The sequence below is a fragment of the Aequorivita antarctica genome, assembly GCF_007997155.1.
GTDB classification, from domain to species: domain Bacteria; phylum Bacteroidota; class Bacteroidia; order Flavobacteriales; family Flavobacteriaceae; genus Aequorivita; species Aequorivita antarctica.
This window is the reverse complement of record NZ_VORT01000001.1, coordinates 214,982-228,270: the sequence shown is the minus strand read 5'-3', so window position 1 is coordinate 228,270 and position 13,289 is coordinate 214,982. Positions and strand designations below refer to the sequence as shown.

Below are 13,289 nucleotides of genomic sequence, written 5' to 3'. Positions count from 1 at the left end.
GAAATATTTCATGGGATTAGTCAATGCAAAGGAAGTTGCAAAAGCAATAAACGTCGATAAATTCGGCTTTCTGGGTACCTTTATGGGCTGGTCATTAATGAAAATTCTGAACATTACAACCCTCAACAAAATTTACGATAGAAACAAACATCTGCATGATCTGGAATTCATAAATGCACTGATTGAAGAGTTTGAAGTAAAATTTGAAATTCCCGAAGAAGATCTCCGCAGAATCCCGAAAACAGGCGCTTTTATAACAATTTCAAACCATCCTCTTGGAGGAATTGACGGTATTCTTCTACTGAAATTATTATTGGAACATCGCCCCGATTTTAAGATCGTTGCCAATTTCCTTTTACACCGGATTGAACCGCTGAAACCTTATGTAATGCCCGTAAATCCTTTTGAGGACAGGAAAGACGTAAAATCCAGCATAACTGGTTTTAAATCTGCGCTGAAACATTTACAAGAAGGCCATCCATTAGGCATTTTTCCCGCTGGCGAAGTTTCAACTTACAGAGATGGAAAACTATTGGTTGATAAACCTTGGGAAGAAGCCGCGATGAAACTGGTTAAAAGAGCTGAGGTTCCTGTAGTTCCCATCTATTTCCACGCAAAAAACAGCAAATTGTTCTATCGTTTGGCTAAGATGAGCGACACTTTGCGCACCGCCAAACTACCTTCGGAATTGCTTACTCAAAAAGAGCGTTTGATAAAAGTTAGGATTGGCAATGCGATTTCTGTTGAAGATCAAAAGGAACACGAGTCCCTAGCCATGTTTACTGAATTTATTCGGAAAAAAACCTATATGCTTTCCAATGCATTTCAGAAGAAAAAATTGTTGGACAATATTCCAAAAACACTGAAGTTTCCAAAACCGCCAAAGAAAATTGCAGGACCTATTCCATTGAAAGCGATGGAGGCAGAAATTGAAAAGCTTCGAGAAAATGACAAGCGATTGCTTGTTAGTAAAAACTACGAAGTGTTTTTGGCTGAAGCAAATTCTATTCCTTACATTCTTCAGGAAATTGGCCGCTTACGTGAAATTACATTCCGAGAAGTAGGAGAAGGAACTAACAATAGTACCGATCTCGATAAATTTGATAGTTATTACCATCATATGTTTCTTTGGGACAATGAGGCCCAGAAAATGGCTGGAGCATATAGAATGGGGCTTGGATCAGAGATTTTTCCGCGATTTGGAATTGATGGTTTCTACTTGCAAGATCTCTTTCGCTTTGAACCGGAATTGTATGAAATGATGAGCAAATCCATTGAAATGGGACGTGCTTTCGTCATTAAAGAGTACCAACTGCGACCAATGCCTTTGTTTTTACTTTGGAAAGGAATTGTACACACAACTTTACGCTACCCAGAACATCGCTATTTGATTGGTGGCGTGAGCATCAGTAATAAGTTTTCAGAATTTTCAAAAAGCTTGATGATCGAGTTTATGAAATCAAACTACTACGATCCGTATGTGGCACAATACATCAACCCGAAGAAGGAATACAAAGTAAAACTGAAGGATGCCGATAAAGATTTTATTTTTGACGAAAGTGAAGCAGACCTCAACAAGTTTGACAAAATAATTGACGAAGTAGAGCCTGGAAGTCTTCGTTTGCCAGTACTTATCAAAAAATATATCAAACAAAATGCAAAGGTTATTGCTTTTAATGTAGATCCCCTCTTCAATAATGCGGTGGATGGGTTAATGTATATTCGTATTGCAGATTTGCCTGAAAGCACCGTAAAACCAGTCATGGAAGAATTTCAAGCAGAACTTGAAAAAAAGTATTCCGATAAAAATGGCGAAAACGCAGACTCTGAAAACTCTGAAGAAGAAACAAACACAGATTAATTTCTTATAAAAATCAAACTGTTCCACTATGGCCGCAACAACTATTGATGAAGTCATTGCTCAATTGGACCAAATTATTGATGCCGAATGTTCCACCAAGTCCTGTATGGCGTATTTCCCTATTCTATACCGAAAAGTTACCGTTCGCATTAAAGAAGGAATTTTAAACAATGAGTTTGAAAATAACCAGCGAATGGAAAAACTGGACGTGCTTTTCGCTAATCGTTATATTGATGCTTATGAGTGTTTGGGCAAGAACAAACCATTTACACAAAGTTGGAAAAAAGCCTTTGAGGCCGTAAAAAATAGCAATCTTTTGATAATGCAACATTTGCTTTTAGGCATAAATGCACATATCAATTTAGATCTTGGGATTGCCGTTGCAAAAACCGTGGGTGATGACGGTGATTTGATGAGTTTTGAAAACGATTTCAACAAAATAAACGAAATATTGGGCTCTATGATTACCAATGTTGAGGCAAAGATAATCTCAGTTTCGCCTTTGTTTGGCCTGCTAGACAGATTTGGAAAAGGAAGAGAGGACAAATTAGTAAGTTTCAGCATCAACGTTGCGCGTGATGGGGCATGGCTTTTTGCAAACCAGTATCATATTTCACCCAATAAAGAAGAAGTATTACAAAGCCGCGATAAAATTATTGGAACATTGGCCGAAAAATTGATTTACCAAAAAAGTTGGGTGCTTAAATATTTAGTGAAAACCATTCATTTCTTTGAAAAGAAGGATGTATCCAAAGTTGTAGTGGTGCTTAAGCAAGATTAAATCAAAATTAATCTACCTCCATGTGTAGCGAAAATCACGAAAGCACCTAGAAACAAAAGAAGATCGTAATGCCAGCCGTAGCCTTTATCTTCATAAAACCCCGTTTTCCACACAAAGATTTTTTTATAGATCGCTCCCAACATTGCGCCCATAATTAACAACGCACCTATTTGTGTGAAAATTCCAAAGGCGATGGAAATTGCACCAACTATTTCGGCAAGACCCAAAACTGTAGTTGCGGTTGGCGACATTCCGATGCTTTCCCCACGTTCTTTTGGTTTCTGAACGTGGCTTTTCCCGCTGGAGAAAAACACAATTGCAATAATTACTCGAAATAGTAAAAGTGAGAAACCTTTGAGAAATGCTGTGTCTAAAATCATACTTTCTATTTTGAGGAGTAAGGGTTATAGCTTCCAAAGCTCCAGATGTATCCTTCGGGGTCTTTGCAACTGTAGCCTCGGCCGCCGTAGTCTTCGTCTTTAATGTCCAAGACTATTTCGGCACCATTTGCTTTTGCATTTTTGTAATGATTATCAACTTCATCAATAATAATATATGCTGTTTGGGTATTCAATCCATTGGCTTGTGCAGGCGTTCCTGTCATTTTTCCGAATTCACTTTCTTTACGCTGTGGACCAATCATAACCATCGCATTGCCAAGTGAAAGTTCAGCGTGGTGCACTGCATTATTCTCATCTCTATAAACAAAGTGCTCTTTAAAACCGAAGGCGTTGGTTAAAAAATCAACAGCTGCGTTGGCATCTTTATAACTCATTGCTGGTATTGCGCCATACTTGCTCATAATGCTTTCGTTTAAGTTTATAAAAAAAAGCCTTTGAAAAAATCCAAAGGCTTTTAAATATTTAGAACCATCCTTTTTTTCCTACTTGATAGGTTTGGTAAAATTCTTCGTCGCTTTTTGTTAAGTAAATTATTCCTTCGATTAATGGAATAATTCCACCAATTCCACAAGTTACAATTGAAATAACTATTTGAATGATGCCTTCCTGAGTATAGCCAAGAATGAATTTGTGTATTCCCAGAGAACCGATGACAATAGCCAATATTCCAGCAAGGATTTTTTTGTTTTCTTGCGTATGTGTTGCTTGGTTCCAGCCTTCTTTAAACTCGTTGGCTGTATTTTTTGCCTGTTGCTCAAAGTTTTCAGTCGCTTCGTCAACTCGTTTTTTGGTACTGTCGTAACCTGAATTTTGTTGTTCTTCCATAGTTTTAATTAGTTGGTTTTTAATGAGTAATAAATGTATAAAAAATTATAGAAATGCGCTGTCTACAGGTTCCCAAAGTTCAATTTTGTTTCCTTCGGGATCGAGAATCCAACCAAATTTTCCGTAATCATAAGTCTCCATTTCGCCTACAATTGTTACACCTTCTTCTTTTAAAACTTTCAACAATTCTTCAAGATTTTCAACGCGATAGTTCATCATAAACTCCTTTTCACTTGGCGAAAAATATTTTGTGTCAACATTAAAAGGACTCCACTGTGTTGAACATTTATTGCCATTTTCGTCTTGCCACCAAAAGGTGAAACCATAATTGTCTGTATTCAGACCCAAATGGTTTTTGTACCACTCTTTTGTTTTATTAGGGTCTTTTGTTTTGAAAAATATCCCGCCAATGCCTGTTACCCTTTTTTCCATTTTATAAGTTTTTGAAATTTTGAATAATCTTTTCTGCTATTACTTTTGCAAGTTTTTCTTTGCTCTCAATAGTCCATCCGGCAATGTGCGGACTTAAAATCACATTGTCCATCGCGAACAGTTCTTTTAATGAATTGGGCAGGTTGTCTGAGTCAAAAAGGGTTTCAAAAGAAAGTTTTTCAAACTCTAAAACATCCAATCCGGCGCCGAAAACTTTACCAGATTTCAATGCAGAAACCAAATCCTGAGTCACAACACTTTTACCACGAGCAGTATTTATAAGCCAAAATGGTTTTGAAAAAGAGTTTATAAATTCTGAATCAATCATTTTATCCGTCAAAGGTGTCCACGGCGTGTGAAGGCTCAATACATCTGCATTTTGTTGAAGTTCTTTCAGAGGAACTTGTTTTGCATTTTTATCACCTACGTTTTGCTTTATATCATAACAAAGCACTTCACATTCAAAACCTCGTAGTTTTTTTGCGAAAGCTTTGCCCATATTGCCATAACCGATGATTCCTACCGTTTTGCCATCTAGTTCTATTCCTCGGTTGGCTTCACGGGCCCAAAGTCCATTTTTAACCTCTCTGTCGGCTTTATTTAGGTTGTTGAATAGCGAAAGTAACATTCCGAGCGTATGTTCGCCCACAGCGTTTCTATTGCCTTCAGGTGCAGCAATTAATTTCACTCCAAGTTTTTCAGCATATTCGGTGTCGATGCTTTCCAGACCTGCGCCAACACGGGCTATGAATTTAAGGTTTTTGGCAGCATCTAGAAATTGTTTGTCAATGTTGAAGCGGCTTCGGATTACAATTCCATCGTAATTTGAAATAATTTCCTCAATTTCTGCTTTTGAAGCTTTGTAGTTTTCTTCATTTAAAAACCCAGCTTCCTCCAGCATTTTCAATAATAAAGAATGATTGCTATCGAGGTGAAGGATTTTCATAGTTTAGATTTTAGGATATTCGGCAACGGTCTTTTCAGAAGTTACGTTTCCGGTATGTTTGGTGGAAATTTTTTCAAAAAGAAGTACGTGTACCTCTTCTCCATTTCGAGTCTTTGGGCAATGCTCCACTCCTTTAGGGATTACAATTATTTCGCCTTCTTTTACAATTTCAACCTTATCGGGAAAATGCATTTCCAAAGTTCCTTTTTGCACAAAAAATAACTCATCTTCTTCCTCGTGTTTGTGCCAAACAAACTCATTTTTCAACTTGGCTAAAAGCACTTGCATATTATCAACAACCGCTATTTGGTGTGGATGCCAATGCTTTTTAAAAGTTGAAAACTTATTTTGAAGATTGATGGTTTGCATAGCTATTCGTGAGGATTCTGTTGCGGATAAGGAATCATTTCTTTTTGTAAAAGACTCGAAATTTTATAATAATTCTTCTTTCCACCATACCAATATTCTACCACAGCTTGGTTTTCCTCCAATTGAAAAGGGAAGGGTTTTGAGAGTGTGTTTTGGCCCTCTTTCATTGGGTCAGCATCCATCACAATATCGCGTTGGGTATCATTTTTAAGATAACCCACATATTTATTTGGCTCGTTTAAATTGCCTTTTGCTTCAAGAATATGGTTTCTGAAGTAAATATTCTGAATCACAACACTTGAATCCATTTCGCTAAAAGCAATATGGATATTGGTTCCAGAACCCCCTTCTTTTATACCTGCAACCCAGTTTTGGTAATATGCATCGGCAATATTAAATGGTGGGTTTTCAATAAATACTTTTTTATTGTTCGCATCTTGAGCCCCACCACAATTCGAAAAACTTACTATTAGAAAGGTAACGGTAAAAAGGAGCACTATTTTTTTTAGATTTTTCATCACAATTGTCTAGTCGAGCACAGTCCCGCCATTTTTATTTAATTTATGCAATAATTGTCCTCTCGACTGCACTCGAGGTAATTATTAAAATTACAATTTAAAACCGAAACCCAAAAATACGGCAATCCCATCAGCAGCATCCACATTTAGCGTAATATTTCGTGCATTAAAATATGGGAGCAGTAATTTTAAATACAACTTTTCTCCAATTTTATAATGTGCTCCAGGGCCAATATTATAAACTGTAAGTGCACTATTCTCAATATATCCCTGCGTCTGATCCTCGAACCCAAAACCATACCCTGCCTGCGCAAAAACATTCCATTTTTCCTTGTTTACGAAGTAATAATGTATTGACGGAATAAAGCCATAGGAATGAATTGTAACACCGCTATTATCCTTTATCAAGGTATTATTTGAAGTAAAAAAACTTCCCGAGAGGGAAACTTTGTTTGAAACGAAAAATTCAAAACTAGCCAAGCCCAATGCTCCAAAATCATCTTCATTATTCGTGGTTGTGGGATAGGGGGACACTGCCACTGAAAGTATCATTTCTCCTTTATGGTTTTGGGTGAATGCAGTTATATAAAAAAGAAAAGCGAAAATAAAGAGCAGCTTTTTCATTAAGTTGAATTTTTTATGAAGATAATTAAATATTGCTGCATAAAAAAAGCCTCTCGTAAAACGAGAGGCTTTCAAAAATAAAATTTATAAATATTATCCAGCCAACGCCTCTGCACCACCAACAATCTCAAGGATTTCATTGGTAATGGCAGCTTGACGTGCTTTGTTGTATTGAAGTTTTAAAGCATCGCGAAGCTCTGTTGCGTTATCGGTTGCTTTGTGCATTGCAGTCATACGAGCACCGTGCTCGCTGGCAACGCTATCGCGAAGACCTTTGAACAACTGCGTTTTTAAACTCTTTGGAATTAATGCCTCAACGATTTCTTCTTGTGAAGGTTCAAAAATGTAGAAAGTTTCGTTGGTTTTTGCTTCTTGGCCTTCAATTGATTTTGGAGGCAAAATTGGCAAAAACTGTTCAGTCATCACAATTTGCGTAGCGGCATTTTTGAAATTGTTGTACAACAAAATGATTTTATCATATTTTCCTTCGGAAAAAAGAAGCATCAGTTTTTCAGCAATTTCGGAAGTGCTTTCAAAAGAAAGATCATCAAATATACCGTTGTTGTTTTCAATAACATTTCCAGTTTTTTTCAGAATATCATTTCCTTTTTTCCCAAGAGTCATAAAATCCACTTGCTTACCAGCATAAGTTATAGCTGCCAAGTTACGTGCTTCTTTTATAATGTTATTGTTGAAAGCTCCCGCCAAACCACGGTTACTGGTAATGGCAACCACCAAGATTTTGTTTGCCTCGCGCTGATCAGAATACTTGCTTCCGGTATCGGCATCAAGCGTGGCGCTAAGGTTTTGCAAAAGTTCGGTAAGTTTTTCAGAATAGGGACGCATTGCTGTAATGGCATCCTGTGCCTTTTTCAACTTTGCGGCAGAAACCATTTTCATGGCACTGGTAATCTGCATCGTTGATCCGACGGATGATATTCTGTTTCTAATTTCCTTTAAGTTAGCCATACTGCTTTAGAATTGAGAAATGTGTATTGAGTATTGAGAAAACCTTTCTCAATACTCAATACTAAAATCTAACTACTTTTTATATTTCGCTGAAAGATCGTTTGCAACTGATGTCAACACATCAATCGCATCGTCAGTAAGTTTACCTGCTTTCAAATCGTTAAGCGTGTCTCTGTATTTCACGTTAAGCATTTCTAGGTAATCTCTTTCAAATTCTTTAATCTTAGCAACTGGAACGTTACGCATAAGGTTTTTAGAACCTGCATAGATAACTGCAATTTGATCTTCAACTGTGTAAGGATCATTTTCAGCTTGCTTTAATATTTCTACGTTTCGTCTACCTTTCTCGATTACATTTAAAGTTGCAGCATCCAAGTCAGAACCAAATTTCGAAAACGCTTCCAATTCACGGAAAGCTGCTTGATCCAGTTTCAAAGTACCTGCTACTTTTTTCATCGATTTAATTTGAGCGTTACCACCCACACGCGATACCGAAATACCTACGTTAATAGCTGGACGAACACCTGCGTTGAACAAATCTCCATCCAAGAAGATCTGACCATCGGTAATCGATATTACGTTTGTAGGGATATACGCCGAAACGTCACCTGCTTGTGTTTCAATAATAGGAAGTGCAGTCAATGAACCTCCACCTTTTACCAATCCTTTTAAAGATTCTGGCACGTTGTTCATTTCTTTTGCGATATCATCATCGGCAATAATCTTTGCCGCACGCTCCAATAAACGGGAGTGAAGATAGAATACATCTCCAGGATATGCCTCACGTCCCGGGGGACGACGAAGCAAAAGTGAAATTTCACGATATGCTACCGCTTGTTTAGAAAGATCATCAAAAACGATTAATGCTGGACGACCAGTATCACGGAAGTACTCACCAATTGCTGCGCCTGCGAAAGGAGCATAAACCTGCATTGGCGCAGGATCTGATGCGTTTGCGGCAACAATAGTTGTGTAAGCCATTGCGCCTTTTTCTTCCAACACGTTAGCAATGTTTGCAACGGTTGAAGCTTTTTGCCCAATCGCAACGTATATACAATATACAGGTTGTCCTGCATCGTAAAATTCTTTTTGGTTCAAAATGGTATCAATACAAACGGTAGATTTACCTGTTTGACGGTCACCAATAACAAGCTCACGCTGGCCACGGCCAACGGGAATCATTGCATCAATAGATTTAATACCAGTTTGAAGTGGCTCAGTTACCGGCTGACGATAAATAACTCCGGGTGCTTTACGCTCCAAAGGCATTTCATAAGTTTGACCAGTGATTGGACCTTTACCGTCGATAGGCTGACCCAATGTGTTTACCACACGACCAACAATACCCTCACCTACTTGAAGTGAAGCAATACGCTGGGTACGCTTAACAGTTGAACCTTCCTTTACGCCTTTTGAAGGACCTAAAAGTACGATACCTACGTTGTCTTCTTCAAGGTTCAATACAATACCTTCAAGACCACTATCGAAGGCTACCAATTCGCCGTATTGAGCGTTTGAAAGTCCGTATGCACGAACAATACCATCACCCACGGTTAAAACAGTTCCTACTTCGTCCAGGGAAGCGGTTGCTTCAAAGCCTGTAAGTTGTTGCTTTAATATTGCTGATACTTCAGCTGGTTTTACTTCTGCCATTTTTATTTAGATATTAGATGCTAGATTTTAGACGTTAGACTAAACCTAATTTCCTTATTATATTGATTTACTGAATTCTCTTTTTAAATTTCCAAACTGGTTTGCGATGCTCGCATTATATTGAATATCGCCAACACGAAGGATAAATCCTCCAATAAGTGCAGGGTCAATTTCATTATTAAGCGTTACTTTTTCGCTTCCTGTCAATTCTTTTACTTTGGACATTACTTTTCCTTCCAATTCTGAAGAAAGAGGAACGGCGGTAGTTACGGTTGCTACTTTTACGCCTTGTACCTCATTGTAAAGATCGATATAGCTTTTTGCCACGTTGCCCAACAACGAAGTGCGTTTATTAGCTACCAGAATATTGATAAGCGAATGAGTGATTTCTGACTGTCCGCTAAAAATTTTCAACAAAGCCTCTTTTTTATCGTTGGCTTTTATTACCGGACTTTGAAGCACTGCTTGCAATTCGCGGCTGTCTTCTATGGTTTTGTAAACAGATTGCATATCGCCAAAAACAACAGCTTCTGTGTTGTTTTCGTTCGACTTCTGCAAAATTGCTTTCGCGTATCTTATCGCTGCTCTGCTCATTGAATATTAGTTTAATTTAGCGTCGCCCAACATTTCTTCTACAAGTTTCAATTGCTTGTCTTTATCGGAAAGTTCGTGTTTTACTACTTTCTCGGCAATTTCTAAAGAAAGACTTGCTACTTGTTGTTTCAATTCTGCGATAGCTGATTTCTTTTCGCTTTCAATAGCCGCTTGTGCGTGGGCGACCATTTTGTCGGCCTCGATTTTGGCATCTTCTTTAGCGTCTGAAATCATTTTTGCTTTAATCTCACGGGCTTCCTTCATCATCATTTCGCGTTCAGCACGGGCTTCTTGCAATAATTTTTCGTTGTCTGCCTGAAGGTTTTGCATTTCCAATTTTGCTTTTTCAGCAGAATCCAATGCGTTTTTTATTCCTTCTTCACGATCGTTAACTGCGCCTAAGATTGGTTTCCAAGCAAACTTGCGAAGCAACAAAAGCAACAACACAAATATGATTATTTGCCAGAAGAAAAGTCCGAATGAAAAGTCGTTAATTAATTTTTCCATACTAGTGTCCGCGAAGGCGGGTATCTTATTAATTCAAACTAAATTTTTATTTTAATACCTCCAAGGTTTGAAAACCCTGCAGGAAAGAATACTTCAATTTTAACAAACAGCTGTAACCAACCGTTACAGCTATTTGTTAGTTTTTTTGATTACCCAGCGAAAATCGCTGCGAAACCAATACCTTCAATAAGCGCCGCTGCAATAAGCATTGCTGTTTGAATTTTTCCGTAAGCTTCTGGCTGACGTGCGATAGCTTCCATAGCTTTCCCACCAATCATACCGATACCGATACCGGCACCGATTACTGCTAAACCTGCTCCTACAATACTTGGAATTTCCATAATATATATTTATTAAAAATTAAACACTCTACTTCGACAAGCTCAGCAACCTTAGATTGCGAGCTCCATTAAACTTTTATTATAAATGTTGGATTTCGCCTTCGTGTACTTCGTGGTCTGCGTGCGATTCGCTCGCAAAACCAAAATACAAGGCTGCCAACATTGTGAAAATATATGCTTGTAGCAATGCTACCAATAATTCAATAAGTGAAATTGCAAATGAAAGCCCGAAGGACAATGGTCCGCCAATCCAACTTTTGAAGATAAATATCAACCCTACTAAGCTCATCAATACTACGTGGCCCGCTGTCATGTTTGCGTACAAACGTATTAGCAATGCAAATGGCTTAATGAACAATCCTAAAATTTCAATAGGAACCAAGATGATATAAATCAATATTTTTCCAGCCCAAGGCATTCCGTCGCCCAATGGATCAAAAATGTGTTTCCAGTAATCTTTTGTTCCTGTGAAAGTGGTTATCAAGAAAACTATAACTGCCAAACCAGTAGTTACTGCAATGTTTCCTGTTACGTTAACACCGAGTGGTGTTAGGCCGAACATATTCAAAAACCAAATAAAGAAAAATGTGGTTAAAAGGAACGGCAAATATTTTTTGTATTTTTTCTCACCGATGTTTGCAATAGCAATATCATCTCGAATGTAAAGTACGATTGGCTCAAAGAAACGACCAGCACCTTTTGGTAGGCTTCCGTTTTTTGCATAGCTTTTTGCAAGGCTTCGGAACAACCATATAAGCAACAAACCAACCACAAGCATCATAACAACACTTTTTGTGATTGAGAAATCTAATGGACGAACATTTGTTGGGTGATCACCGTGTTCCTTATCATAGTTTAGGGTACCCTCAGCATCGGTTCTGTAAATTTTTTCGTGGTGAAGTGTGTAATGGTTACCATTAGACGTAGCAACACCATTATTATGGTGAAACTCTGAAGACATGAATGTATGAAGTCCACCGTCCCAAATAATTACAGGAAGTGAAAAACCGTAGTGATGGGTTTCGCCTGTTTCTTCATTTGTAGATCCAAAAAAATTGAAGTCGTGCGAATCCAGCAAGTGATGATTGATGAATTCTTTTATTTCTTCCTTTTTAGTTTTACTGCCCTTTTCACCAGGAGCAACTTCTTTTACCTCCATACCATGCTCATCTTGGGCAAAGCCTGAAAAAGAAACGATAAACAATAAACCTAAAAGTACTCTAACCAATGTTTTTCTTTGCATCTTTGAACAAATATACGGTGTCCTTAAAATCGGTGCAAAAATACATTTCTTTCTGAGAAAGAAAAAACTATTTTTTGTGTTTTTTTCTTCGGGATAAATCTGCTAAAAATCCTGATTATTAAGCTGTTTTGAAAGATATATCACTTCCAAAATCAAACAAGTGGCGTAGGGTACAAAAAAAGCAGCAAATTCCGAAGATGACATCGTTCCGTCCTGTTGATATACAGGATAGAAAACCAGAAAGAAAACCAAGAATTTAAGACCGCTGCCAGCAAGAAATAAAAATCCTGTGTGCAATGATTTTTTGTTAAACTTTGATTTAATGAAAATTAAAATGGTTCCTGCCATTACAAAATTCAGCAAATAGGAAAGCACAATTCTATCATCAAAAATTGGCAATTCCATATTTTGAAGAATAAATAGGTGTGCGGCAAAAACTACGGTCAACACCAATAATAGGACCGCTAAAAATTTGAAAGTAGCTTTTTTCATCAAAAAATCAAGAATTCAATTTATTGGTCTGTTTTATTACCAAAAATAGTGAAGCGCCCACCCCAACAAGTGTGCAGATGATAAGAAATACTTTTCCGTCGTCAGAATATTTGCCGTCAAGCCACTTGCCCAATTTCACAAAAAGATAAATGATAACACCCATCTGGATGCCAATACCAGACAGAATGGCCCATCGTTTTAATCCATTATCTTTTTTGTCGGCCATTATAGGAAAATTTAATCGTCGAGATCGGTCCCAACGGCTGCTTTTTTTAAGCGCTGTTGGCGATCAAAAGGATGTGTTTTTGTATTTTCAGAAGGGGACTGATTTACTGTAGTGTTTTTCGGCTTACCGTCTTGCATAACGCAAGAAGCGTTTATTGTGGCGCCAGGCTCAACAGCTAATTTGCCAACCGTTACATCGCCTTCAATTACCGCTGTTGACCGTAAAGATAGCGTGCCCGAAACTTGAAGATTTCCTTCAAATTTGCCTTCTATATCGGCATTTTCACAAGTAAGTGTACCTATAATAACACCCGTTTTACCCAAAACTACTTTGGATGGGGTTTTAACATTGCCTTCAACAATGCCATCAATTCTAAAAAATCCAGTGGATGTAATATCCCCCTTTAGCTTGGTGCCTTCGTTGATTCTATTTTGGGCGGATCCAGGTTCGGCCGCAATTCGCTTTTCTTTTTTGTCTGAAAACATAGCAGTTGGTTTTAAAGGTTAC

19 protein-coding genes are annotated in these 13,289 nt (G+C 37.8%); 2 read left to right on the top strand and 17 right to left on the bottom strand.

What is annotated here, in order from left to right; genetic code table 11:
• The first annotated feature begins 10 nt into the window (after nucleotides 1–10).
• Both ESU54_RS01080 and ESU54_RS01075 read left to right on the top strand, forming a co-directional pair.
• On the top strand, nucleotides 11–1,861 hold the full coding sequence (locus ESU54_RS01080; protein ID WP_111842957.1) for a GNAT family N-acyltransferase: 1,851 nt from the start codon (nucleotides 11–13) through the stop codon (nucleotides 1,859–1,861).
• Between the two features lie 28 nt (nucleotides 1,862–1,889).
• Nucleotides 1,890–2,642: a DUF5995 family protein gene (locus tag ESU54_RS01075; protein WP_111842958.1), complete on the top strand. Its 753-nt coding sequence runs from the start codon at nucleotides 1,890–1,892 to the stop codon at nucleotides 2,640–2,642.
• On the opposite strand, the gene ESU54_RS01070 is transcribed toward ESU54_RS01075, so the two are convergent.
• The 17 genes from ESU54_RS01070 to ESU54_RS00990 form a co-directional block, all read right to left on the bottom strand.
• Nucleotides 2,639–3,022, bottom strand: coding sequence for a DoxX family protein (locus ESU54_RS01070; RefSeq protein WP_111842959.1), 384 nt, complete (start codon nucleotides 3,020–3,022; stop codon nucleotides 2,639–2,641). The genes ESU54_RS01075 and ESU54_RS01070 overlap by 4 nt on opposite strands.
• A 5-nt stretch (nucleotides 3,023–3,027) precedes the next feature.
• Nucleotides 3,028–3,444: a VOC family protein gene (locus tag ESU54_RS01065; RefSeq protein WP_111842960.1), complete on the bottom strand. Its 417-nt coding sequence runs from the start codon at nucleotides 3,442–3,444 to the stop codon at nucleotides 3,028–3,030.
• A gap of 61 nt (nucleotides 3,445–3,505) precedes the next feature.
• A complete protein-coding gene (locus ESU54_RS01060; RefSeq protein ID WP_111842961.1) occupies nucleotides 3,506–3,868 on the bottom strand; it encodes a TM2 domain-containing protein in 363 nt (120 codons plus the stop codon).
• A gap of 45 nt (nucleotides 3,869–3,913) precedes the next feature.
• Nucleotides 3,914–4,300 carry a VOC family protein gene (locus ESU54_RS01055; protein ID WP_111842962.1) on the bottom strand — a complete coding sequence of 129 codons (387 nt, stop codon included), beginning with the start codon at nucleotides 4,298–4,300 and terminating at the stop codon, nucleotides 3,914–3,916.
• Between the two features lies 1 nt (nucleotide 4,301).
• Nucleotides 4,302–5,246 carry a 2-hydroxyacid dehydrogenase gene (locus ESU54_RS01050; protein ID WP_111842963.1) on the bottom strand — a complete coding sequence of 315 codons (945 nt, stop codon included), beginning with the start codon at nucleotides 5,244–5,246 and terminating at the stop codon, nucleotides 4,302–4,304.
• A gap of 3 nt (nucleotides 5,247–5,249) precedes the next feature.
• Nucleotides 5,250–5,615: a cupin domain-containing protein gene (locus ESU54_RS01045; RefSeq protein WP_111842964.1), complete on the bottom strand. Its 366-nt coding sequence runs from the start codon at nucleotides 5,613–5,615 to the stop codon at nucleotides 5,250–5,252.
• Between the two features lie 2 nt (nucleotides 5,616–5,617).
• Complete coding sequence (locus ESU54_RS01040; protein ID WP_111842965.1) at nucleotides 5,618–6,133, bottom strand: hypothetical protein; 516 nt, start codon at nucleotides 6,131–6,133, stop codon at nucleotides 5,618–5,620.
• A 90-nt stretch (nucleotides 6,134–6,223) separates the two neighbouring features.
• Nucleotides 6,224–6,757 (bottom strand): hypothetical protein, encoded by a 534-nt coding sequence (locus ESU54_RS01035; RefSeq protein WP_111842966.1) that lies wholly within the window; start codon nucleotides 6,755–6,757, stop codon nucleotides 6,224–6,226.
• A gap of 93 nt (nucleotides 6,758–6,850) precedes the next feature.
• The gene (atpG, locus tag ESU54_RS01030; protein ID WP_111842967.1) at nucleotides 6,851–7,726 is read right to left on the bottom strand and encodes an ATP synthase F1 subunit gamma; all 876 of its coding nucleotides are present in this window, start codon (nucleotides 7,724–7,726) and stop codon (nucleotides 6,851–6,853) included.
• Between the two features lie 72 nt (nucleotides 7,727–7,798).
• Nucleotides 7,799–9,379: a F0F1 ATP synthase subunit alpha gene (gene atpA, locus ESU54_RS01025; RefSeq protein ID WP_111842968.1), complete on the bottom strand. Its 1,581-nt coding sequence runs from the start codon at nucleotides 9,377–9,379 to the stop codon at nucleotides 7,799–7,801.
• Between the two features lie 57 nt (nucleotides 9,380–9,436).
• Nucleotides 9,437–9,973, bottom strand: a complete 537-nt coding sequence (gene atpH / locus ESU54_RS01020; protein ID WP_111842969.1) for an ATP synthase F1 subunit delta — start codon at nucleotides 9,971–9,973, stop codon at nucleotides 9,437–9,439.
• Between the two features lie 6 nt (nucleotides 9,974–9,979).
• On the bottom strand, nucleotides 9,980–10,480 hold the full coding sequence (locus tag ESU54_RS01015) for a F0F1 ATP synthase subunit B (RefSeq protein ID WP_111842970.1): 501 nt from the start codon (nucleotides 10,478–10,480) through the stop codon (nucleotides 9,980–9,982).
• Nucleotides 10,481–10,629: 149 nt separating this feature from the next.
• Nucleotides 10,630–10,821: an ATP synthase F0 subunit C gene (atpE, locus tag ESU54_RS01010; protein ID WP_111842971.1), complete on the bottom strand. Its 192-nt coding sequence runs from the start codon at nucleotides 10,819–10,821 to the stop codon at nucleotides 10,630–10,632.
• Between the two features lie 79 nt (nucleotides 10,822–10,900).
• Entirely contained in the window at nucleotides 10,901–12,064 is a 1,164-nt protein-coding gene (gene atpB, locus ESU54_RS01005) for a F0F1 ATP synthase subunit A (protein ID WP_111842972.1), read from the bottom strand.
• A gap of 102 nt (nucleotides 12,065–12,166) precedes the next feature.
• Complete coding sequence (locus tag ESU54_RS01000; RefSeq protein WP_111842973.1) at nucleotides 12,167–12,556, bottom strand: DUF6168 family protein; 390 nt, start codon at nucleotides 12,554–12,556, stop codon at nucleotides 12,167–12,169.
• Between the two features lie 7 nt (nucleotides 12,557–12,563).
• Nucleotides 12,564–12,782 carry an AtpZ/AtpI family protein gene (locus ESU54_RS00995; protein WP_111842974.1) on the bottom strand — a complete coding sequence of 73 codons (219 nt, stop codon included), beginning with the start codon at nucleotides 12,780–12,782 and terminating at the stop codon, nucleotides 12,564–12,566.
• 11 nt (nucleotides 12,783–12,793) lie between these two features.
• Nucleotides 12,794–13,267, bottom strand: a complete 474-nt coding sequence (locus ESU54_RS00990; RefSeq protein ID WP_111842975.1) for a bactofilin family protein — start codon at nucleotides 13,265–13,267, stop codon at nucleotides 12,794–12,796.
• Nucleotides 13,268–13,289: the final 22 nt, after the last annotated feature.

Coding starts and splice junctions, on each gene's coding strand:
- ESU54_RS01080 (WP_111842957.1), top strand. CDS start 11: ATGGGATTAGTCAATGCAAAGGAAGTTGCAAAAGCAATAAACGTCGAT.
- ESU54_RS01075 (WP_111842958.1), top strand. CDS start 1,890: ATGGCCGCAACAACTATTGATGAAGTCATTGCTCAATTGGACCAAATT.
- ESU54_RS01070 (WP_111842959.1), bottom strand. CDS start 3,022: ATGATTTTAGACACAGCATTTCTCAAAGGTTTCTCACTTTTACTATTT.
- ESU54_RS01065 (WP_111842960.1), bottom strand. CDS start 3,444: ATGAGCAAGTATGGCGCAATACCAGCAATGAGTTATAAAGATGCCAAC.
- ESU54_RS01060 (WP_111842961.1), bottom strand. CDS start 3,868: ATGGAAGAACAACAAAATTCAGGTTACGACAGTACCAAAAAACGAGTT.
- ESU54_RS01055 (WP_111842962.1), bottom strand. CDS start 4,300: ATGGAAAAAAGGGTAACAGGCATTGGCGGGATATTTTTCAAAACAAAA.
- ESU54_RS01050 (WP_111842963.1), bottom strand. CDS start 5,246: ATGAAAATCCTTCACCTCGATAGCAATCATTCTTTATTATTGAAAATG.
- ESU54_RS01045 (WP_111842964.1), bottom strand. CDS start 5,615: ATGCAAACCATCAATCTTCAAAATAAGTTTTCAACTTTTAAAAAGCAT.
- ESU54_RS01040 (WP_111842965.1), bottom strand. CDS start 6,133: ATGAAAAATCTAAAAAAAATAGTGCTCCTTTTTACCGTTACCTTTCTA.
- ESU54_RS01035 (WP_111842966.1), bottom strand. CDS start 6,757: ATGAAAAAGCTGCTCTTTATTTTCGCTTTTCTTTTTTATATAACTGCA.
- atpG (WP_111842967.1), bottom strand. CDS start 7,726: ATGGCTAACTTAAAGGAAATTAGAAACAGAATATCATCCGTCGGATCA.
- atpA (WP_111842968.1), bottom strand. CDS start 9,379: ATGGCAGAAGTAAAACCAGCTGAAGTATCAGCAATATTAAAGCAACAA.
- atpH (WP_111842969.1), bottom strand. CDS start 9,973: ATGAGCAGAGCAGCGATAAGATACGCGAAAGCAATTTTGCAGAAGTCG.
- ESU54_RS01015 (WP_111842970.1), bottom strand. CDS start 10,480: ATGGAAAAATTAATTAACGACTTTTCATTCGGACTTTTCTTCTGGCAA.
- atpE (WP_111842971.1), bottom strand. CDS start 10,821: ATGGAAATTCCAAGTATTGTAGGAGCAGGTTTAGCAGTAATCGGTGCC.
- atpB (WP_111842972.1), bottom strand. CDS start 12,064: ATGCAAAGAAAAACATTGGTTAGAGTACTTTTAGGTTTATTGTTTATC.
- ESU54_RS01000 (WP_111842973.1), bottom strand. CDS start 12,556: ATGAAAAAAGCTACTTTCAAATTTTTAGCGGTCCTATTATTGGTGTTG.
- ESU54_RS00995 (WP_111842974.1), bottom strand. CDS start 12,782: ATGGCCGACAAAAAAGATAATGGATTAAAACGATGGGCCATTCTGTCT.
- ESU54_RS00990 (WP_111842975.1), bottom strand. CDS start 13,267: ATGTTTTCAGACAAAAAAGAAAAGCGAATTGCGGCCGAACCTGGATCC.